Origin of the sequence: Vreelandella rituensis (genome assembly GCF_003336665.1) — a bacterium.
Taxonomy (GTDB): domain Bacteria; phylum Pseudomonadota; class Gammaproteobacteria; order Pseudomonadales; family Halomonadaceae; genus Vreelandella; species Vreelandella rituensis.
In genome coordinates this window covers 43229-65041 of record NZ_QPIJ01000006.1, presented here as the reverse complement: position 1 = coordinate 65041, position 21813 = coordinate 43229, and the positions used below count along the sequence as shown (strand labels likewise).

General features: G+C 57.1%; 20 protein-coding genes and 4 tRNA genes. All 24 read left to right on the top strand.

Features of this window, described 5'->3' with window-relative positions; genetic code table 11:
- Positions 1-10 precede the first annotated feature (10 nt).
- The 24 genes from DU506_RS04780 to rpsC all read left to right on the top strand — a co-directional run bounded on the left by DU506_RS04780 (position 11) and on the right by rpsC (position 21806).
- A tRNA-Tyr gene (locus DU506_RS04780) sits at positions 11-94 on the top strand.
- A gap of 134 nt (positions 95-228) precedes the next feature.
- Positions 229-302, top strand: a tRNA-Gly gene (locus tag DU506_RS04775).
- A 10-nt stretch (positions 303-312) separates the two neighbouring features.
- Positions 313-387, top strand: a tRNA-Thr gene (locus tag DU506_RS04770).
- Positions 388-608: 221 nt separating this feature from the next.
- Positions 609-684 (top strand) — tRNA-Trp (locus DU506_RS04765).
- A gap of 86 nt (positions 685-770) precedes the next feature.
- Positions 771-1139, top strand: coding sequence for a preprotein translocase subunit SecE (secE, locus tag DU506_RS04760; protein WP_114485801.1), 369 nt, complete (start codon positions 771-773; stop codon positions 1137-1139).
- Between the two features lie 8 nt (positions 1140-1147).
- Positions 1148-1681, top strand: coding sequence for a transcription termination/antitermination protein NusG (gene nusG / locus DU506_RS04755; RefSeq protein WP_114485800.1), 534 nt, complete (start codon positions 1148-1150; stop codon positions 1679-1681).
- Positions 1682-1840: 159 nt separating this feature from the next.
- Positions 1841-2272, top strand: a complete 432-nt coding sequence (rplK, locus tag DU506_RS04750) for a 50S ribosomal protein L11 (RefSeq protein ID WP_114485799.1) — start codon at positions 1841-1843, stop codon at positions 2270-2272.
- Positions 2273-2274: 2 nt separating this feature from the next.
- Positions 2275-2967, top strand: coding sequence for a 50S ribosomal protein L1 (gene rplA, locus DU506_RS04745; RefSeq protein ID WP_114485798.1), 693 nt, complete (start codon positions 2275-2277; stop codon positions 2965-2967).
- A gap of 286 nt (positions 2968-3253) precedes the next feature.
- A complete protein-coding gene (rplJ, locus tag DU506_RS04740; RefSeq protein ID WP_114485797.1) occupies positions 3254-3757 on the top strand; it encodes a 50S ribosomal protein L10 in 504 nt (167 codons plus the stop codon).
- Positions 3758-3855: 98 nt separating this feature from the next.
- Positions 3856-4224, top strand: coding sequence for a 50S ribosomal protein L7/L12 (gene rplL / locus DU506_RS04735; protein ID WP_114485796.1), 369 nt, complete (start codon positions 3856-3858; stop codon positions 4222-4224).
- Between the two features lie 214 nt (positions 4225-4438).
- Complete coding sequence (gene rpoB, locus DU506_RS04730) at positions 4439-8515, top strand: DNA-directed RNA polymerase subunit beta (RefSeq protein ID WP_114485795.1); 4077 nt, start codon at positions 4439-4441, stop codon at positions 8513-8515.
- Positions 8516-8525: 10 nt separating this feature from the next.
- Complete coding sequence (rpoC, locus tag DU506_RS04725; protein ID WP_114485794.1) at positions 8526-12743, top strand: DNA-directed RNA polymerase subunit beta'; 4218 nt, start codon at positions 8526-8528, stop codon at positions 12741-12743.
- A 163-nt stretch (positions 12744-12906) separates the two neighbouring features.
- Positions 12907-13281 carry a 30S ribosomal protein S12 gene (gene rpsL / locus DU506_RS04720; protein ID WP_114485793.1) on the top strand — a complete coding sequence of 125 codons (375 nt, stop codon included), beginning with the start codon at positions 12907-12909 and terminating at the stop codon, positions 13279-13281.
- A gap of 157 nt (positions 13282-13438) precedes the next feature.
- A complete protein-coding gene (rpsG, locus tag DU506_RS04715) occupies positions 13439-13909 on the top strand; it encodes a 30S ribosomal protein S7 (protein ID WP_114485792.1) in 471 nt (156 codons plus the stop codon).
- 171 nt (positions 13910-14080) lie between these two features.
- On the top strand, positions 14081-16204 hold the full coding sequence (gene fusA, locus DU506_RS04710) for an elongation factor G (RefSeq protein ID WP_114485791.1): 2124 nt from the start codon (positions 14081-14083) through the stop codon (positions 16202-16204).
- A gap of 28 nt (positions 16205-16232) precedes the next feature.
- Positions 16233-17426 carry an elongation factor Tu gene (tuf, locus tag DU506_RS04705; protein WP_114485790.1) on the top strand — a complete coding sequence of 398 codons (1194 nt, stop codon included), beginning with the start codon at positions 16233-16235 and terminating at the stop codon, positions 17424-17426.
- 160 nt (positions 17427-17586) lie between these two features.
- Complete coding sequence (rpsJ, locus tag DU506_RS04700) at positions 17587-17898, top strand: 30S ribosomal protein S10 (RefSeq protein ID WP_114485789.1); 312 nt, start codon at positions 17587-17589, stop codon at positions 17896-17898.
- Positions 17899-18048: 150 nt separating this feature from the next.
- Positions 18049-18687, top strand: coding sequence for a 50S ribosomal protein L3 (rplC, locus tag DU506_RS04695; protein ID WP_114485788.1), 639 nt, complete (start codon positions 18049-18051; stop codon positions 18685-18687).
- 15 nt (positions 18688-18702) lie between these two features.
- Positions 18703-19308, top strand: coding sequence for a 50S ribosomal protein L4 (gene rplD, locus DU506_RS04690; protein WP_114485787.1), 606 nt, complete (start codon positions 18703-18705; stop codon positions 19306-19308).
- Positions 19305-19601 carry a 50S ribosomal protein L23 gene (gene rplW / locus DU506_RS04685; RefSeq protein WP_114485786.1) on the top strand — a complete coding sequence of 99 codons (297 nt, stop codon included), beginning with the start codon at positions 19305-19307 and terminating at the stop codon, positions 19599-19601. The genes rplD and rplW overlap by 4 nt, the downstream gene beginning before the upstream one ends.
- A gap of 17 nt (positions 19602-19618) precedes the next feature.
- Positions 19619-20446 (top strand): 50S ribosomal protein L2, encoded by an 828-nt coding sequence (gene rplB / locus DU506_RS04680; protein ID WP_114485785.1) that lies wholly within the window; start codon positions 19619-19621, stop codon positions 20444-20446.
- A 23-nt stretch (positions 20447-20469) separates the two neighbouring features.
- On the top strand, positions 20470-20745 hold the full coding sequence (gene rpsS, locus DU506_RS04675) for a 30S ribosomal protein S19 (protein WP_114485784.1): 276 nt from the start codon (positions 20470-20472) through the stop codon (positions 20743-20745).
- Positions 20746-20763: 18 nt separating this feature from the next.
- On the top strand, positions 20764-21096 hold the full coding sequence (rplV, locus tag DU506_RS04670) for a 50S ribosomal protein L22 (protein ID WP_114485783.1): 333 nt from the start codon (positions 20764-20766) through the stop codon (positions 21094-21096).
- A gap of 11 nt (positions 21097-21107) precedes the next feature.
- A complete protein-coding gene (gene rpsC / locus DU506_RS04665) occupies positions 21108-21806 on the top strand; it encodes a 30S ribosomal protein S3 (RefSeq protein ID WP_114485782.1) in 699 nt (232 codons plus the stop codon).
- Positions 21807-21813: the final 7 nt, after the last annotated feature.

Genomic DNA, 21813 nt, shown 5'->3' with positions numbered 1-21813 from the left:
CGCCACAGCTGGAGGGATTCCCGAGTGGCCAAAGGGAGCAGACTGTAAATCTGCCGCGAAAGCTTCGAAGGTTCGAATCCTTCTCCCTCCACCAGATTGAAAGGCAGTGATTCGCGTCAGTGTCTCGAAAGAAACCGGTAAGCGGGCGTTGCCCATTGGGCTTCCGTCAGCTAAAAGAGTTTGCGTAGGGTGTGGTGTGTTAAGCTCACTTCTTGCAGATGCGGTTATGCGGGCATAGTTCAACGGTAGAACCTCAGCCTTCCAAGCTGATGGTGCGGGTTCGATTCCCGCTGCCCGCTCCAGTTAAGTTGTGCTCATGTAGCTCAGGGGTAGAGCACACCCTTGGTAAGGGTGAGGTCGACGGTTCAAATCCGTCCATGAGCTCCATATTGCAAAAAGGCGAGCGAAGCTCGCCTTTTTTGTCTTTACTGCTTTTTGAATGTGTGTCGGCTGGCAATCTGGTCGTAATCATGAAAAGCAGCGAGGAAAGGGGTTGCCAGGCGGTTTTTTGCTCGCTACAATGGCGCCCGCTATTGTGTAGGCTTTCGCAAAGATAGCAAGCGCAGTCAGTGCTAGCGATAGATGAATGATGTTAGCGGTAAAAATACAGGCCAGTAGCTCAATTGGCAGAGCAGCGGTCTCCAAAACCGCAGGTTGGGGGTTCGATTCCCTCCTGGCCTGCCAATCTTCCCCAGATTGGTAGAGCTTCAAGACTTAAATCTTCAAAGAATTCCTTATTCGATTGCCGTACCCTGAGGAGTCTCGTTTTCATGAAACATAACGCCGAGGTGCAGCAGCCGCGCCGCGACGGGCTCAAGTGGGCGGTAGTTGCGACTCTTCTTGTGGTAGCCGTCGTAGGTAATACGTACTTTGCCGATGTCGCCCTGCTCTACCGAGTGTTGGGTGTTGTTGTGCTGTGTGCGGGCGCTGGGTTAATTGCGCTTACCACGACCAAAGGGCGTGACCTTGTCGAGCTGGCGGTAAGCGCCAAGAAAGAGATTCAGCGCGTCATCTGGCCGACCCGGGCGGAAACCGTGCAGACCACTGCTATCGTATTGGTCGCCGTATTGGTGGTCGGTTTGATGCTGTGGTTGATCGATACCCTTCTTGGCTGGGCAATGTCCGGCGTCATTGGTTAGGAGTTTTCATGTCCAAGCGTTGGTACGTCATTCACGCTTATTCCGGTTTTGAAAAGCACGTCATGCGCTCATTGATCGAGCGCGTGAAGATGTACGCCATGGAAGACCGCTTTGGCGAGATCCTGGTGCCGACCGAAGAAGTCGTTGAAATGCGTGACGGCAAACGCCGCAAGAGTGAACGTAAATTCTATCCCGGCTATGTTTTGATCGAGATGGAAATGGACGATGAGACCTGGCACCTAGTCAATGAAACGCCACGTGTCATGGGCTTTATCGGTGGCACCAAGGAAAAGCCGGCACCTATCACGCAAAAAGAAGCCGACGCTATCCTGCATCGTGTCAAGGAAGGCGTCGACAAGCCGCGACCAAAGACCATGTTCGAGCCGGGTCAGTCGGTGCGTGTCACCGATGGGCCGTTCGCGGATTTCAATGGTGTGGTGGAAGAAGTCAACTATGAGAAGAGCCGTCTGCATGTCAGCGTGCTGATATTTGGTCGCTCAACACCTGTCGAGCTCGAGTTCGCCCAGGTGGAAAAAGAGTAGTCAGCAAGAAATGGCCCGTAAGTAAGAAGTAGTCCGTAAAGATAGTTTGTTCGAAAATAGTTTGTTCAGTAGCACTCAATTCATGGAGGGTCGGCAACCGATGCCGGCCCGATGTTACCGGGGAGCCGCAAGGCGCTTGAACCCAACTGGAGCATAACGATGGCCAAGAAAGTAAAGGCTTATATCAAGCTGCAAGTTGCAGCCGGTAAAGCCAACCCGAGTCCGCCCGTAGGTCCCGCCCTCGGTCAGCACGGTGTCAACATCATGGAATTCTGCAAGGCGTTCAATGCCGCGACTCAAGAAATTGAGCCGGGCTTGCCGACGCCTGTCGTGATTACCGTGTATTCCGACCGTAGCTTCACGTTCGTCACCAAGACCCCGCCTGCTGCCGTGCTGCTGAAAAAAGCTGCCGGCATCAAGTCTGGCTCCGGTGAGCCGAACAAGAAGAAGGTCGGTACCGTGACTCGCGAGCAGCTCGAAGAGATCGCCAAGACCAAAGAGCCGGATATGACGGCTGGCAACCTCGACGCCGCAGTGCGTACCATTGCTGGTAGTGCCCGCAGTATGGGCCTTAACGTGGAGGGTCTCTGATCATGGCTAAATTATCCAAGCGCGCCCAGCTGATCAAGGAAAAGGTCGATACTAACAAGGCCTATCCGCTGGAAGAGGCCGTGGCACTGCTCAGCGCTCTGTCCACTGTCAAGTTCAATGAATCTCTGGATGTCGCGATCAACCTGGGTGTTGACCCGCGTAAATCCGACCAGGTCGTGCGTGGCGCCACCGTCATGCCCAATGGTACTGGCAAGGACGTGCGCGTTGCCGTCTTTACCCAGGGTGCCAATGCCGACGCCGCGAAAGAAGCCGGTGCCGACATCGTGGGCATGGAAGACCTGGCTGACCAGGTCAAGAAAGGCGTGATGGACTTCGACGTGGTTATCGCCTCGCCGGACGCCATGCGTGTGGTTGGCCAGCTGGGCCAGATCCTCGGTCCGCGCGGTCTGATGCCGAACCCCAAGGTCGGTACCGTGACCCCAGATGTCGCCACCGCGGTGAAGAATGCCAAAGCGGGTCAGGTGCGTTTCCGTACCGACAAGAACGGCATCATTCATACCACATTGGGCAAGGTCGACTTTGACGCCGCCGCCATCCAGGGCAACCTGGAAGCGCTGGTTGCCGACCTGAAGCGTCTCAAGCCGAGCACGTCCAAAGGTATTTATCTCCAGAAAGTGACCCTGTCCTCTACCATGGGCCCGGGTTTGACCCTCGACCATTCCGCACTGGTGTAAATCAGGCTGGGTCGAGTAACAGGCAATAACTTTGCGGTCCCCGTGCCATTCGTTCGGGGCGCCGTCAAAGACCGCAGGTGCCGCTCTTCGTTTTGAACGAGCGGCTTAATCGCCCCAGGCGCCTGCGCAGATGGTGTCGCCTCCAGTTAGCCAAGGCTGGTGGGCACCATCCCCAAGGCTTCCCGTCGGTGTGTGCGGTACGCGTACGACGCCACAGCACAGGCGGGAAGAGATGGTAACCACCGGAGCCTTCCTACCAAGGTTCCGGCACGAAGGAGTGATCATTGTGCCACTAGCACTTGAAGGCAAGAAAGCAATTGTTGCCGAGGTCAGTGAAGCGGCCAAGGGCGCTCTCTCCGTCGTAGTTGCCGATTCTCGTGGTGTTACGGTCGGCAAGATGACCGACCTGCGCAAGCAGGCCCGTGAGAATGGTGTCCAGATCCGTGTTGTGCGCAACACCCTGGCACGCCGCGCCCTGTCAGGCACCCAGTGGGAATGCCTGAACGATAGCTTCGTGGGCCCGACTCTGTTGGCGTTTTCCACTGATCATCCGGGCGCTGCCGCTCGTTTGTTCAAGGAATTCTCCAAGGATGAGAAGAGCTTCGAAGTCAAGGCGCTGGCCTACGAAGGCGAGCTGATCCCGGCAAGCGACATTGACCGTCTGGCAACACTGCCGACGTACGATGAAGCTATCGCCAAGCTGATGTCGGTAATGAAAGAAGCCTCCGCCGGCAAGCTGGTTCGGACCTTGGCCGCCTTGCGCGACCAGAAGCAGGAAGCAGCCGCTTAAATCGGTACCTGCGTGGGTGGTTTTGAACCGCCCGAGCCGAACATTGAATCCTTGAGTTTTCGCGTTGTCGAAACTCCCGCAAAGTTTAGGAAATGAAAATGGCACTGACCAAAGACGATATCATTACCGCTGTTGCCGACATGTCCGTAATGGAAGTTGTCGAGCTGATCGAGGCAATGGAAGAGAAGTTCGGCGTTTCTGCCGCTGCGGCCGTGGTTGCAGGCCCGGGTGGCGAAGCTGCTGTTGAAGAAGAACAGACTGAATTCGACCTGGTGCTGACCGCTACCGGTGACAAGAAAGTCAACGTGATCAAGGCTGTTCGCGAAATCACTGGTCTGGGCCTGAAGGAAGCCAAGGGTGCCGTTGACGGCGCACCGGCTACCATCAAGGAAGCCATGTCCAAGGATGACGCTGAAGAAGCCAAGAAGAAACTGGAAGACGCCGGCGCGACCGTCGAGCTCAAGTAATTATTGTGCTCACGGCTTCACGCGCTGCGTAAGCTTCCACGGCTGGCGGCGGGAAATCCCGCTGTCGGCCTTTTTCTGTTGTTAAAGATATATCGTTCAAGAATTACGACGGCGAGCTGCCCCACAGGGAGCTTGCCGTCAGTGCCTGACGAAGCCCGCCGGGCAGCGATGACTACGCATCGGTCACCCATGGTGAACAAGCTGGGGAATACAGATGGCTTACTCATATACTGAGAAAAAACGCATCCGCAAGGATTTCGGCAAACTGCCCCAAGTGATGGATGTGCCTTACTTGCTGGCGATCCAGCTTGATTCCTATTACGACTTTCTCCAGCAGGATCGTTCGCCCGACGAGCGCCATGAAATTGGCCTGCACGCGGCGTTCAAATCCGTGTTCCCGATCGAGAGCTTCTCCGGTAGCGCAGGGCTGGAATATGTCAGCTATCGCTTTGGTACGCCAGCATTCGATGTCAAGGAATGCCAGTTGCGCGGCGTGACTTATTCGGCACCGCTGCGCGTGAAGGTTCGTTTGATCATCTACGATCGCGACTCTTCCAACAAGGCGATCAAGGATATCAAGGAGCAGGAAGTCTACATGGGGGAAATGCCCCTGATGACCGAGAACGGCACCTTTGTAATCAATGGTACCGAGCGTGTCATCGTTTCCCAGCTGCACCGCTCGCCCGGTGTGTTCTTTGATCACGACAAGGGCAAGAGCCACTCCTCGGGGAAGCTTTTATACTCCGCTCGAGTGATTCCTTACCGTGGCTCCTGGCTGGACTTCGAATTCGATCCCAAAGACAACGTTTTTGTGCGTATCGACCGTCGCCGCAAGCTGCCGGCAAGCGTACTGATGCGTGCCCTGGGAATGAGCACCGAGGAAATTCTCGGAGAATTCTTCGAAACCAGCATCTTCCATGTGGAGAAATCCGGTTTCTCTGTCGTGCTGGTGCCTTCGCGCCTGCGCGGTGAAACTGCCACCTTCGATATTCAGGATGCCGATGGCAACGTGATTGTCGAAGAAGGTCGACGTATCACCCAGAAGCATATCCGCCAGTTGGAAAAAACTGGCCTTGAGCGCCTGAACGTGCCGATGGAGTACCTGTTCGGCAAAACGTTGGCCAAGGATCAGGTAGACCCCAGCACCGGTGAGCTGATCTGCCCATGTAATACCGAAATCACCCCGGAATTGCTGGAGCGTCTGGGTCAGGCGAAGATTACCCAACTGGAAACGTTGTACACCAACGATCTGGATTGCGGTTCGTTCATCTCCGATACCCTCAAGCTGGACACCACCAACTCAGCACTTGAAGCGTTGGTGGAGATTTATCGCATGATGCGTCCCGGCGAGCCGCCTACCAAGGAAGCCGCCGAAACGCTGTTCCACAACCTGTTCTTTACTGAAGATCGTTACGACCTGTCGGGCGTTGGACGCATGAAGTTCAATCGTCGCCTGCGCCGCGATACCGATACCGGTTCCGGTGTGCTCGACCGTCGCGATATTCTGGATGTGCTCAAGGAATTGATCAGCATCCGTAACGGCTTCGGCAATGTCGACGATATCGACCATCTGGGCAACCGTCGTATTCGCTGTGTCGGCGAAATGGCCGAAAACCAGTTCCGCGTGGGCTTGGTACGTGTCGAGCGTGCGGTCAAGGAGCGCCTCTCGATGGCCGAGAGCGAAGGCCTGATGCCGCAGGATTTGATCAATGCCAAGCCGGTGGCGGCGGCGGTCAAGGAGTTCTTCGGTTCCAGTCAGCTCTCGCAGTTCATGGACCAGAACAATCCGCTTTCCGAGGTGACGCACAAACGGCGTGTCTCGGCGCTTGGCCCGGGTGGTTTGACCCGTGAACGTGCCGGCTTCGAAGTGCGTGACGTTCACGCCACGCACTACGGCCGTCTATGCCCGATCGAAACACCGGAAGGGCCGAACATCGGCCTGATCAACTCTCTGGCCACCTATAGTCACACCAACAGCTACGGCTTCCTCGAGACGCCGTACCGCAAGGTGATAGACCGCCAGCTGAACGATGAAATCGTCCATCTCTCGGCAATCGAGGAAGGTGATTACGTCATCGCTCAGGCATCGGCTGCCGTGGATGAATCCGGCAAGCTCAGCGATGATCTGGTGCAGGTGCGTCATAAGGGTGAAACCACCTTCATGCGTCCCGAGCAGGTCACGCTGATGGATGTGTCGCCGCGCCAGGTGGTATCCGTAGCCGCGGCCCTGATTCCGTTCCTCGAGCACGATGACGCCAACCGTGCCCTGATGGGTTCCAACATGCAGCGTCAGGCGGTGCCGACCCTGCGTGCCGAGAAGCCGTTGGTGGGTACCGGCATGGAACGTTTCGTGGCGCGTGACTCCGGCGTCTGCGCCGTGGCACGGCGTGGCGGGGTGATCGACTCGGTGGATGCGCGCCGGGTTGTGGTACGGGTCAACGAAGATGAAATCATCGGCGGTGAAGCCGGGGTGGATATCTACAACCTGACCAAGTACACCCGTTCCAACCAGAACACCTGCATGAACCAGCGCCCCATCGTGCGCCCCGGTGATGTAGTGGCACGTGACGATATTCTGGCCGATGGTCCGTCTATCGACATGGGCGATCTGGCCCTGGGCCAGAACATGCGCATGGCCTTCATGCCCTGGAACGGCTACAACTTCGAGGATTCCATCCTGCTTTCCGAGCGGGTGGTCCAGGAAGACCGCTTCACTACCATCCATATCCAGGAGCTGACCTGCGTGTCGCGGGACACCAAGTTGGGCTCTGAAGAAATCACCGCCGATATTCCCAACGTGGGCGAGTCGGCGCTATCCAAACTGGATGAAGCGGGCGTGGTGTATATCGGTGCTGAAGTCGGCCCCGGGGATATTCTGGTCGGTAAGGTGACGCCCAAGGGTGAAACCCAGCTGACACCGGAAGAAAAGTTGTTGCGTGCCATCTTCGGTGAGAAGGCGAGTGATGTGAAAGATACCTCACTGCGCGCTCCGACCGGCATCAAGGGCACCATCATCGATGTCCAGGTCTTCACTCGTGATGGGGTGGAAAAGGATTCCCGCGCGCTTGTTATCGAACGCATGCAGCTCGATGAAGTGCGCAAGGATCTCCAGGAAACCTACCGTATTGCTGAAGATGCGACGTTCGAGCGTCTCAAGCGTACCCTGGAAGGCCAGGTGGTCAACGGTGGTCCTGCGCTTGGCAAAGGCGACGTGCTTACCGATGAGTATCTGGACGAACTGCCGCGCCAGCAGTGGTTCAAGTTGCGCCTCCAGGATGAAGCGTTCAATGAGCTGCTGGCTCAGGCTGACGAGCAGCTAGAAAATCGTCGCAAGGAAATGGACGAGCGCTTCGAAGACAAGAAGCGCAAGCTGACCCAGGGCGATGATCTCGCACCGGGCGTGCTCAAGATCGTCAAGGTGTATATGGCGGTCAAGCGTCGTATTCAGCCGGGCGACAAGATGGCCGGCCGTCACGGTAACAAGGGTGTCATCTCGGCCATCATGCCGATCGAAGACATGCCGTTCGACGATAACGGTGAGCCGGTCGACGTGGTCCTCAACCCCTTGGGTGTACCGTCACGTATGAACGTGGGTCAGATTCTCGAGACTCACCTGGGCATGGCCGCACGTGGGTTGGGCATGAAAATCGACGCCATGCTGCGTGATGCACGTGGTCAGCAGGTCGCCGAAATTCGTGACTTCCTGGGGCAGGTCTACAACACGCCGGGAACGCGGATCGAAGATCTGGATTCGCTGACCGACGACGAAATCATCGCCCTGGCCAAGAACTTGAAAGGCGGTGTTCCCATGGCCACGCCGGTATTTGACGGTGCCAAGGAACACGAGATCAAACACCTGTTGAAGCTTGCCGATCTGCCGGAATCCGGGCAAATGGCACTTTACGACGGGCGTAGCGGGGATCTCTTTGACCGTCCGGTGACAGTGGGCTACATGTACATGCTCAAGCTCAACCACCTGGTCGATGACAAGATGCACGCCCGTTCCACCGGCTCTTATTCGCTGGTAACGCAGCAGCCGCTGGGTGGTAAGGCACAGTTTGGTGGTCAGCGCTTCGGTGAGATGGAGGTCTGGGCACTGGAAGCTTACGGTGCGGCCTATACGCTTCAAGAAATGCTCACGGTCAAGTCCGATGATGTGGAAGGTCGCACCAAGATGTACAAGAACATCGTGGACGGCGATCACACCATGCAGGCAGGCATGCCGGAATCCTTCAATGTGTTGGTGAAGGAAATCCGCTCGCTGGGCATCGATATCGAGTTAGAGAGCTAGGAGCCTCCGAATGAAAGATTTGGTGAAAGTCCTCAAATCGCAGTCTCAGTCCGAAGAGTTTGACGCGATCAAGATTACCCTGGCGTCTCCGGACATGATTCGCTCCTGGTCCTTCGGCGAGGTGAAGAAGCCTGAGACCATCAACTACCGCACCTTCAAGCCGGAGCGGGACGGCCTGTTCTGCGCCAAGATCTTCGGCCCGGTGAAGGACTACGAATGCCTGTGCGGCAAATACAAGCGCATGAAGCATCGTGGCATCATCTGCGAAAAGTGTGGCGTTGAAGTGACCAAGGCCGCCGTGCGCCGCGAGCGCATGGGGCACATCGAGCTGGCCTCGCCGGTTGCGCACATCTGGTTTCTGAAGTCGCTGCCGTCACGTATCGGCATGTTCCTCGACATGACCCTGCGCGACATCGAGCGTGTGCTGTATTTCGAAAGCTTCGTGGTCATCGACCCGGGCATGACCACGCTTGAGCGTGGTCAGTTGCTCAACGACGAGCAGTACTTCGAAGCGCTGGAAGAATTCGGCGACGACTTCGATGCCCGCATGGGTGCCGAAGCGGTGCAGGAATTGCTCAAGGACATCGATCTCGAAGAAGAGATCAATCACTTGCGCGAAGAAATTCCGCAGACCAATTCCGAAACCAAGATCAAGAAGCTCTCCAAGCGCCTGAAGCTTTTGGAAGCTTTCTACCACTCCGGCAATGCGCCGGCGTGGATGGTCATGGAAGTGCTGCCGGTGCTGCCGCCGGACCTGCGTCCGCTGGTACCGCTGGACGGCGGCCGCTTTGCGACCTCGGATCTCAACGACCTTTATCGTCGTGTGATCAACCGTAACAACCGCCTGAAGCGTCTGCTCGATCTCAATGCGCCGGATATCATTGTGCGCAACGAGAAGCGCATGCTCCAGGAAGCGGTCGATGCGCTGCTGGATAACGGCCGTCGCGGTCGTGCGATTACCGGTTCCAACAAGCGCCCGCTGAAATCGCTCGCCGACATGATCAAGGGTAAGCAGGGGCGCTTCCGTCAGAACCTGCTGGGCAAGCGTGTCGATTACTCCGGCCGCTCGGTAATCACCGTGGGTCCGACCCTGCGTCTGCACCAGTGTGGTCTGCCCAAGAAAATGGCGCTGGAGCTGTTCAAGCCGTTCATCTATTCCAAGCTGCAGTCGTTGGGCTACGCCTCAACGATCAAGGCCGCCAAGAAGATGGTCGAGCGCGAGCTGCCGGAAGTATGGGACATCCTTGCCGATGTTATCCGTGAACACCCGGTACTGCTCAACCGCGCACCGACGCTGCACCGCCTGGGCATCCAGGCGTTCGAGCCGCTGTTGATCGAAGGCAAGGCGATCCAGCTGCACCCGCTGGTGTGTGCTGCCTATAACGCCGACTTCGACGGTGACCAGATGGCGGTCCACGTACCGCTGACCTTGGAAGCCCAGCTCGAAGCGCGGGCGCTGATGATGGCCACTAACAACGTGCTGTCACCGGCCAATGGTGAGCCGATCATCGTACCGTCCCAGGATGTGGTCTTGGGTCTGTATTACATGACCCGCGAAAAGATCAACGCCAAGGGCGAGGGCATGGTGTTCTCGAACCTCAATGAGGTCGAGCGCGCTTTCGGCACCCAGAACGTTTCGCTGCACGCTCGGGTCAAGGTCCGTCTGGAAGAAGTGGACGTCGACGAAGAGACCGGTGAGCGCACTGACCATCGTCGCATCTACGACACCACAGTGGGTCGTGCGATGCTGTTCCGCATCCTGCCAGAAGGTGTGCCCTTCGCGCTGATCGATCAGCCGATGAAGAAGAAGGCCATCTCCAAACTGATCAATGAAGTCTATCGCCGTGCCGGCCTCAAGCCGACGGTGATCTTCGCTGACCAATTGATGTACACCGGCTTTCGTCTGGCAACCTGGTCGGGTGCCTCCATCGGCGTCAATGACTTCGTTATTCCGAAAGCGAAAACCGAGATTGTCGACGCCGCCGAAGCAGAAGTTAAAGAGATCGAAGACCAGTTCTCTTCTGGCCTGGTGACCGCCGGTGAGAAGTACAACAAGGTCATCGATATCTGGTCCAAGGCCAACGATAAAGTGGCCAAGGCGATGATGGCGGGTATTTCCAAGGAAACGGTGATCGACCGCGATGGCAACGAAGTCGAACAGGACTCGTTCAACAGCGTGTTTATCATGGCCGACTCCGGCGCCCGTGGTTCTGCCGCCCAGATCCGTCAGCTGGCGGGTATGCGCGGCTTGATGGCCAAGCCTGACGGCTCGATCATCGAAACACCGATCGTGGCCAACTTCCGTGAAGGTTTGAACGTACTTCAGTATTTCATCTCGACACACGGTGCGCGTAAAGGTTTGGCGGATACCGCTCTCAAGACGGCCAACTCCGGTTACCTTACGCGTCGCTTGGTTGACGTTGCTCAGGACTTGGTGATCACCGAGATTGACTGTGGCACCGATAAAGGTTTGACGCTGCACCCGATCATCGAGGGTGGCGACATCATCGTGCCGCTGTCCCAGCGTGTGCTGGGGCGTGTGGTTGCTCAAGACGTCATCGATCCGGTTTCGCAGGAAGTGTTGCTCGCCCGCGGCACCTTGCTCGATGAGAAATGGTGCGCCGAGCTCGATACCATGGGTGTCGATGAGATCATCGTGCGTAGCACCATTACCTGTGAGACCGCTCACGGCGTCTGTGCGTCCTGCTACGGGCGTGATCTGGCGCGTGGCCACCAGGTCAATATCGGCGAATCGGTGGGTGTCATTGCGGCACAGTCCATCGGTGAGCCGGGTACTCAGCTGACCATGCGTACCTTCCACATCGGCGGCGCGGCCTCGCGTTCCTCGGCGGTGGATAGCGTTCAGGTCAAGCATGGTGGTACGGTGCGTCTGCACAACATCAAGCACGTGGAGCGTGGCGACGGCAAGCTGGTGGTGGTCTCTCGTTCGAGCGCCTTGGCGGTTGCCGACGATCATGGTCGCGAGCGCGAATATTATAAGTTGCCCTACGGTGCCGAGCTTTCGGCGAAGGACGGCGATTACATCGAAGCCGGCCAGACCGTGGCCAAGTGGGACCCGCACACTCACCCGATCATTGCCGAAGTCGAAGGTAGGGCACAGTACATCGATCTTGACGAAGGCGTGACCATGCACCGTACCGTCGATGAGATGACCGGTCTGTCGTCCATCGAAGTGATCGAGTCTGCGGCACGGCCGATGGCTGGGCGTGACAAGCGCCCGATGATCATGCTGCAGGACAGCGCCGGCGAATACGTGTCGGTATCCGGCTCCAACACGCCGGTTCAGTACCTGCTGCCAGGTCGTTCCATCATCTCCACCGAAAATGGCGCGACCATCGGTGTGGGTGAAGTCGTGGCGCGTATTCCGGTGGAAGCATCGGCCAACAAGGACATCACCGGTGGTCTGCCGCGTGTGGCGGATCTGTTTGAAGCGCGTAAGCCCAAGGAACCGGCTATTCTGGCCGAAATCGACGGCGTGATCAGCTTCGGCAAGGAAACCAAGGGCAAGCGTCGCTTGACGATTACCCCGGAATCCGGTGATCCGTTCGAACTGCTGATTCCCAAGTGGCGTCAGATTGCGGTCTTCGAAGGGGAAGCGGTAGAGAAGGGCGAAGTGATTTCCCACGGCCCGAGTAGCCCGCACGATATTCTGCGTCTGCTGGGGGTTGCGGAACTGGCCAAGTACATCACCGCCGAGGTTCAGGAAGTTTATCGTCTCCAGGGCGTGGGCATTAACGACAAGCACATCGAAGTCATCGTGCGTCAGATGCTGCGCAAGGTCGAGATTACCGATTCCGGTGATTCCGACTTCATTACCGGCGATCAAGCCGAACTGGTGCGTGTGCTGGAACAGAATGCCCGCCTGGAAAAGGAAGACAAATTTCCGGCCAAGTATCAGCGTATGCTGTTGGGTATCACCAAGGCCAGCCTGGCCACGGAGTCGTTCATTTCCGCGGCTTCGTTCCAGGAAACCACGCGGGTACTGACCGAAGCTGCAGTCACCGGCAAGCGCGATTACTTGCGTGGCCTGAAAGAAAACGTGGTGGTGGGACGTTTGATCCCGGCCGGTACCGGCTTGACTCACCACGCCGAACGTCGTCGCAGACGCGAAGGCGTCGAACAGGAGATTCGTCCCTCGGCTACCGAGGTGGAGCAGGAGTTGGGAGCGCAGTTGACTGCGCTGGACTCCGACGACGAAGCGCTTTAAGCATAAACCCTGACCTGACGGTCGTTGGTTGCCGGCATATAACCTGCCGGCAACGCTTGACGACCGGTATCGTCAGCCATTAGAATGCGCAGCCTTTAACAGTGGGGTGGGTACGCCCGCATCTGCTAGAAGGCAAGGCAACCATTGGAGTCAGCTACACACCATGGCAACAATCAATCAGCTAGTGCGCAAGCCGCGCAAGCGCCCTGTCACCAAGAGTGATGTCCCGGCGCTTCAGGCCTGCCCGCAAAAACGCGGCGTTTGCACCCGCGTATATACCACTACCCCCAAGAAGCCGAACTCGGCGTTGCGTAAGGTTTGCCGTGTGCGCCTGACCAACGGTTTCGAGGTGTCTTCCTACATTGGTGGTGAAGGTCACAATCTTCAGGAACACTCCGTGGTTCTGATTCGCGGCGGTAGGGTCAAGGATTTGCCCGGTGTGCGCTATCACACCGTGCGCGGCGCCTTGGATACCTCTGGCGTGCAGGGCCGTAAGCAGGGCCGTTCCAAGTACGGTACCAAACGCCCGAAATCCTGATGATATATGGCCAGCGGCAAGCGGTTAACGTCGCTTGATGCCGGTAACTCGTCGTTACGTACATGACGGTCTGATAAGAGTAAGGTCGGGCGGCATAGCATAAGCGCTATCGCTAAGTTCCGGGTTTACCTGAAGGATCCTTAATTGAGGGCTTATCATGCCTAGAAGAAGAATTGTAGCCAAACGCGAAATCCTCCCGGATCCTAAGTTCGGAAGTGAGCGCCTGGCAAAGTTCATGAACCATTTGATGGTGAGTGGCAAGAAATCAGTCGCGGAAAGCATCGTCTATGGTGCGCTTGACAAGGTTGCCGAGCGCAGCAAGGAAGAGCCGCTGGAAATCTTCGACAAGGCATTGGAAACCATCCAGCCCATGGTCGAAGTGAAGTCGCGCCGCGTAGGCGGTGCGACTTACCAGGTGCCGGTTGAAGTGCGTCCGTCTCGCCGTCAGGCTCTGGCCATGCGTTGGCTGGTGGACGCGGCGCGTCGTCGCGGTGAAAAGACCATGGTGCAGCGTCTGGCAGGTGAAATGCTCGACGCCGCCGAAGGTAAAGGTTCTGCGGTGAAGAAGCGTGAAGACGTGCATCGTATGGCGGAAGCCAACAAGGCCTTCTCTCACTATCGTTTCTAAGAGCAGCGTTTTTCAGGGGTCGCGTTTCTAATGAAAGCGATTTTCCAAATGCAGCGCTTTTCAAGCTGCAGGCGTCGAGAATCTGCTTCTGCCGTCATCGCCAGGCGATGACGGCTGCTGACTAGAAACGCATCGCTTCACAACGCATCGCCAACCAACGGGAGTTTCACCGTGGCTCGCAAGACACCACTTGACCGTTATCGCAATATCGGGATCGTTGCTCACGTCGACGCTGGTAAAACCACTACGACCGAGCGCGTCCTGTTTTATACCGGCCTTTCCCACAAGGTCGGTGAAGTTCATGATGGTGCTGCCACCATGGACTGGATGGAGCAGGAGCAGGAGCGTGGTATCACTATCACCTCCGCGGCAACGACCTGTTTCTGGCAGGGTATGAACAAGCAGTTCCCCGAGCACCGCATTAACATCATCGACACTCCTGGGCACGTTGACTTCACTATCGAAGTCGAACGTTCCCTGCGCGTGCTCGATGGTGCCGTGGTGGTGCTGTGTGGCTCCTCCGGCGTGCAGCCGCAGACCGAAACGGTATGGCGCCAGGCCAACAAGTACGAAGTGCCGCGCATGGTGTTCGTCAACAAGATGGACCGTACCGGTGCTGACTTCTTCATGGTTGTCGAGCAGCTCAAGGAGCGTCTCGGTGCCAAGGCCGTGCCGATCCAGATCAACTGGGGCACGGAAGAAGACTTCAAGGGCGTTATCGATCTGATCCAGATGAAGGGTATTCTCTGGAATGAAGACGACAAGGGTATGACCTATGATCTGGTCGATATTCCTGCCGAACTTCAGGCCACCGCTGAGAAGTACCGCGAAGAAATGGTCGAAGCTGCCGCTGAAGGCACTGATGAACTGATGGACAAGTATCTAGAAGGCGTAGAGCTGACCGTCGAGGAAATCAAGTCCGGCCTGCGTGCGCGTACTCTGGCCAACGATGTGGTTCTGGTGACCTGCGGCAGCGCCTTCAAGAACAAGGGCGTGCAAGCCGTTCTGGATGGCGTGATTGAGTACATGCCGTCGCCGACCGAAGTCAAGCCCATCGAAGGTGAGCTGGACGATAAGGACGGCACCATCGAGACCCGTGAAGCGAACGACGAGGCGCCATTTGCCGCCCTGGCGTTCAAGATCGCCACGGATCCCTTCGTGGGTACTCTGACCTTTATTCGCGTCTATTCCGGGGTGCTTAACTCGGGCGACGGCGTCTTCAATTCGGTCAAGAGCAAGAAAGAGCGTGTCGGTCGTATCGTTCAGATGCATGCCAACTCGCGTGAAGAGATCAAGGAAGTGCGTGCCGGCGATATCGCCGCCTGTATCGGTATGAAAGATGTCACCACCGGCGATACGCTGTGTGACATCAATCACAAGATCGTCCTTGAACGTATGGAATTCCCTGATCCGGTGATCTCGGTTGCCGTCGAGCCGAAGTCCAAGGCTGACCAGGAAAAGATGGGTGTGGCGCTGGGCAAGCTCGCTCAGGAAGACCCCTCCTTCCAGGTCAAGACCGACGAAGAAACCGGGCAGACCATCATCTCCGGTATGGGTGAGCTGCACCTGGATATCCTCGTCGACCGTATGCGTCGCGAGTTCAAGGTCGAAGCCAATATTGGTAAGCCGCAGGTTGCTTACCGCGAAACCATTCGCGGTAGCATCGAGCAGGAAGGCAAGTTCGTTCGTCAGTCCGGTGGTCGCGGCCAGTATGGTCACGTGCACCTGCGCATCGAACCGCTTACCTATGCCGAGAAAGGCGAGGGAGAGGACGAAATCTTCTTCAAGTTCGTCAACGAAATCGTCGGTGGTGTGGTTCCCAAGGAATACATCCCGGCTGTTGAAAAAGGGGCTTACGAGCAGCTGAAGAACGGGGTCATCGCGGGTTACCCGATGATCGACGTCAAGGTCACGCTGTACGATGGTTCCTTCCATGACGTGGACTCCAACGAGACCGCGTTCAAGATTGCTTCTTCCATGGCGGTCAAAGAAGGTGCCAGGAAAGCCAAGGCCGTGCTGCTGGAACCGGTGATGAAGGTCGAGGTCGTGACCCCCGAAGAATTTATGGGTGACGTCATGGGTGACCTGAGCCGTCGTCGCGGTCTGGTGCAGGGCATGGATGACTCCTCTGCTGGTAAAGTCATCCGCGCAACGGTGCCGCTGGGCGAGATGTTCGGTTACGCAACCGACCTGCGTTCTCAGTCCCAGGGCCGTGCGAGCTACTCTATGGAGTTCGCGAAGTACGACGAGGCGCCCTCCAGCGTCGTAGAAGCCGTCATCAACCAAAACGGTTAACCGTTAGCAACGTAAAGAGGTTATAGCAGTGGCTAAGGAAAAATTTGAACGTTCCAAACCGCACGTCAACGTCGGTACCATCGGTCACGTTGACCACGGTAAAACGACACTGACAGCGGCCCTGACTCGTGTTTCCGCCGAAGTTTTCGGTGGCAAATGGAGTGAGTTCGACGCCATCGACAACGCACCGGAAGAGCGTGAGCGCGGTATCACCATCGCTACCTCTCACGTCGAGTACCAGTCCGAGGCGCGTCACTACGCGCACGTCGACTGCCCGGGGCACGCCGACTACGTCAAGAACATGATCACCGGTGCCGCCCAGATGGACGGCGCTATCCTGGTCTGTTCCGCTGCTGACGGCCCGATGCCGCAGACGCGCGAGCACATCCTGCTGTCTCGCCAGGTCGGCGTACCGTACATCGTTGTGTTCCTGAACAAGGCGGACATGGTCGATGACGAAGAGCTGCTCGAGCTGGTCGAAATGGAAGTTCGTGAGCTTCTCGATCAGTACGACTTCCCGGGTGACGACACACCGATCATCACTGGTTCCGCGCTGATGGCGCTGAATGGTGAAGATGAGAATGGCATGGGCACCACCGCTGTTGCCAATCTGATCAAGGCCCTGGATGACTACATTCCGGAGCCGGAGCGTGCTATCGACCAGCCGTTCCTGATGCCGATCGAAGACGTGTTCTCCATCTCCGGCCGCGGTACCGTGGTAACCGGTCGTGTTGAGCGCGGTGTAGTCAAGGCCGGTGAAGAAGTGGAAATCGTGGGTATTCGCGACACCACCAAAACCGTCGTGACCGGTGTCGAAATGTTCCGCAAGCTGCTCGACGAAGGTCGTGCGGGTGAGAACGTTGGCGCCCTGTTGCGCGGCACCAAGCGTGATGATGTCGAGCGTGGCCAGGTTCTGGCCAAGCCGGGCAGCATCAATCCGCACACAGTCTTCGAAGCTGAAGTCTATGTGTTGTCCAAGGAAGAAGGTGGTCGTCATACGCCTTTCTTCAAGGGCTACCGTCCGCAGTTCTACTTCCGTACCACCGATGTAACCGGTACTTGTGAACTGCCGGAAGGCGTGGAAATGGTCATGCCGGGTGACAACGTTCAGATGGTTGTTACCTTGATCGCTCCGATCGCTATGGATGATGGTCTGCGCTTCGCTATTCGTGAAGGCGGTCGTACCGTCGGTGCGGGCGTTGTAGCCAAGATCATCAAGTAAGACCGTTGCTTGAATGATCAAGGGGGCTCAGCTGAGCCCCCTTTTCTGCGCACCGGTAGTGAAGTGTTTGACACTCACTTCTGGCGTGCCTATAATGCGCATCCTTTGAATGCGTGGGTAGACGGCTCGCGCCGTCAACATCCATGGGAGTTTAGGGCAAATGCAGAACCAGAAGATTCGCATTCGGTTGAAAGCATTCGACCATCGCCTGATCGATCAGTCCACGGCGGAGATCGTAGAAACCGCCAAGCGTACTGGTGCTCAGGTTCGTGGTCCGATACCGCTACCGACCAATCGCGAGCGTTTTACCATTCTGATTTCACCGCACGTCAACAAGGATGCGCGTGATCAGTATGAGATTCGTACTCATAAGCGTGTGCTCGACATTGTCGAACCCACTGAAAAGACTGTCGATGCATTGATGAAGCTCGATCTCGCCGCTGGCGTAGACGTTCAAATCAAACTCGACTAACCACACTAGACACTCGCGGCCCAGCGCCTGGCATCAGTACGCCAAGCAGCAGCCGCCACGCCGAGACGGCGCCATACAATGTGCTAGTGGAATGCTCTGGAAAGGGCAGCCATAGCGGGTGACAGCCCCGTACACTATAGGAGACTGAACATGACTATCGGTTTAGTCGGTAAGAAGGCGGGCATGACTCGTGTCTTCACCGAAGATGGCGCATCCGTGCCTGTAACCGTTATTGAAGTTGAGCCTAACCGCATCACTTGCGTGAAATCGGTCGAATCCGATGGTTACGCCGCGGTTCAGGTAACAACTGGCTCCCGCAAAGCCAAGCACCTTACCAAAGCCAGGGCAGGTCTATTTGCCAAGGCGGGTGTGGAGGCTGGTCGTTCGCTGAAGGAGTTCCGCCTGACAGAAGGTGACGAAACTCCCCAGGTGGGCGGCGAATTCACTGTATCCCTCTTCGAAGCTGGTCAGATGGTCGACGTGACCGGCACCTCCAAGGGTAAAGGTTTCCAGGGTGCTGTTAAGCGCTGGAACTTCCGTACCCAGGACATGACCCACGGTAACTCTCTGTCGCATCGCGCGCCGGGTTCCATCGGCATGTGTCAAACACCAGGTCGCGTTTTCAAGGGCAAGAAAATGGCCGGTCAGATGGGCAACGTCCGCTGCACCGTTCAGAGCCTCGAAATCGTCCGTGTTGACGCCGAGCGTAATCTGTTGCTGATCAAAGGCGCCGTACCGGGAGCAACCGGTAGTGACGTCATCGTGCGCAGCGCCGTGAAAGCAGGCTGAAGGGGATAATTACCAATGAATCTGAATCTTGCTGCAGGCGCGGGTACCGTTGAAGTAGCCGACGCCACTTTTGGCAAAGAATTCAACGAGGCACTGGTTCACCAGGTCGTCACCGCCTATTTGGCTGGTGGCCGTCAGGGGACTCGTGCCCAGAAAAACCGTTCTGATGTTCGCGGTGGTGGTAAGAAGCCGTGGCGTCAGAAGGGCACCGGCCGTGCACGTGCCGGCACTATCCGTTCTCCGCTGTGGCGCAGCGGCGGCGTGACCTTCGCGGCACGTCCGCAGGATCACAGCCAGAAGGTCAATCGCAAGATGTACCGTGCGGCAATGCGTTCGATCCTGTCTGAGCTGGTGCGTCAAGAGCGTCTGGTCGTCATCGAAGAGTTCACAGTTGATGCGCCCAAGACCAAGCAGGTTGCTGCCAAGCTGAAAGAGCTGAACCTTGAAAAGGTGTTGATCGTCACTGAAGACGTCAACGAGACGCTCTATCTGGCCGCCCGTAACCTTCCCCATGTAGATGTGGTGGATGTTGCGGCAGCTGACCCGGTGAGCCTGGTTGCCTTCGACAAGGTGCTGGTCACCGTCTCCGCCCTACGTAAATTCGAGGAGAAGCTGGCATGAACCAGGAACGCGTATTCAAGGTTCTGCTTGGACCACACGTGACCGAAAAGGCCGCGATGGCCGCCGAGCGTAACCAGTACGTTTTCAAGGTGGCAACTGATGCCACCAAGCCCGAGATCAAGAAAGCCGTAGAAATTCTATTCGGCAAGAAGGTCAGTGGCGTTCAGGTATTGAACGTCAAGGGTAAAACCAAGCGTACTGCAAACGGCATCGGCCAACGCAAGGGTTACCGCAAGGCGTATGTGACCCTGGCCGCGGGCGAAACGCTCGAAGACTTCTCTGGCGCCGAATAAGGGCAGGAGTACGGATAATGGCAATCGTCAAGACCAAACCCACATCCGCCGGTCGTCGTCACGTCGTCAAGATCGTTGGCGATGGGCTGTACAAGGGCCGCGCTTATGCGCCGTTGCTCGAAAAACAGTCCAAGTCCGGTGGCCGTAACAACAACGGTCGCATCACCACCCGCCACGTGGGCGGTGGTCACCGTCAGCACTATCGGATTGTTGATTTCAAGCGTATCAAGGATGGCATTCCCGCCACCGTTGAGCGTCTGGAATACGACCCGAACCGTAGTGCTAACATTGCGCTGCTCAAGTATGCCGATGGCGAGCGTCGTTACATCATTGCGCCCAAGGGCGTAGTGGCAGGCGACAAGCTGGAATCCGGTGTTAACGCCGCCATCAAGAAAGGCAATGCCTTGCCGCTGCGTAATATCCCGCTGGGTTCCACGGTGCATTGCATCGAGCTCAAACCGGGCAAGGGCGCGCAAATCGCTCGCAGTGCCGGCACCAGCGCTCAGCTCGTAGCGCGTGAAGGTAATTACGCCACCCTGCGTTTACGCTCCGGCGAAATGCGCAAGATCCTGGCTGAATGCCGCGCGACCTTGGGTGAAGTGGGCAATTCCGAGCACAGCCTGCGTCAACTTGGCAAGGCCGGTGCGAAGCGTTGGAGAGGTGTGCGTCCGACAGTTCGCGGTGTTGCGATGAACCCGGTAGATCACCCGCATGGTGGTGGTGAAGGCCGTTCAAGCGGTGGCCGTCACCCGGTATCACCCTGGGGTGTCCCGACCAAGGGTCACAAGACTCGCAAGAACAAGCGCACCGACAAGCTTATCATTCGTCGCCGCAAGTCCAAGTAACAGACATTTAAGGGGTAACGGCTGTGCCACGTTCACTAAAGAAAGGTCCTTTCATTGACCTTCATCTTTTAAAGAAGGTTGAGGTTGCAGTGGAGAAGAGCGATCGCAAACCGATCAAGACCTGGTCGCGTCGCTCCATGATTCTACCGAACATGGTAGGTCTCACCATTGCAGTCCATAACGGTCGCCAACACGTCCCGGTGCACGTCTCCGAGGAAATGGTTGGCCACAAGCTGGGCGAATTCGCTGCCACCCGCACTTACCGTGGGCATGCGGCGGACAAGAAAGCCAAACGGTAAGCCAAAGAGGATTGAGAGATGGAAGTCACAGCTAAGCTGCGTGGCGCTCGTTTATCCGCCCAGAAGGCCCGTTTGGTGGCTGACCAGGTGCGCGGTAAACCGGTCGCCCAAGCACTCGACCTGCTGACCTTCTCACCGAAGAAGGCCGCCAAGCTAGTCAAGAAAGTGCTTCAGTCCGCCATTGCAAACGCGGAAGAAAACGACGGCATGGATATCGACGAGCTGCGTGTCTCGACCATCTGCGTCGATGAGGGTATGACGCTCAAGCGCATCCGTCCGCGCGCCAAGGGCCGTGCGGATCGCATTCTGAAGCGCACTTGCCACATCACCGTCAAGGTAGCCGAGAAGTAGGAGTCGACCAGATGGGTCAAAAAGTCAATCCAACAGGCATCCGACTAGGCATTGTGAAAGACCATGCTTCTGTCTGGTATGCTGAGCGCGGCGCTTACGCCGATAAGCTCAATAACGATCTCGTAGTGCGCAGCTTTCTGGAGGAGCGTCTAAAAAACGCCTCCGTGAGCCGTATTCACATCGAGCGTCCGGCGAACAATGCTCGCATCACCATTCACACCGCCCGTCCGGGTATTGTGATCGGCAAGAAGGGCGAAGATGTCGATCGTCTGCGCCGTGACCTTACCCAGATGATGGGTGTGCCGGTGCATGTGAACATTGAAGAAGTTCGCAAGCCGGAGCTGGATGCCAAGCTAGTCGCTGCTAACGTAGCGGGTCAGCTTGAGCGTCGCGTCATGTTCCGTCGTGCGATGAAGCGCGCGGTGCAGAACGCCATGCGTCTGGGTGCCGGTGGCATCAAGATTCAGCTGTCTGGTCGTCTTGGTGGTGCTGAAATCGCACGTACCGAATGGTACCGCGAAGGTCGTGTTCCGCTGCATACTCTGCGTGCGGATATCGACTACGCCACTTACGAAGCTCACACCACCTATGGCGTTATCGGCGTCAAAGTGTGGATCTTCAAGGGTGAAATCCTCGGTGGTATCGAGGAAGTACGTGCCAAGGCCAAACAGCCTGCCGGCAACGCGCCCAAGAAGAAAGGTTCCAGGTAAGGGGAGA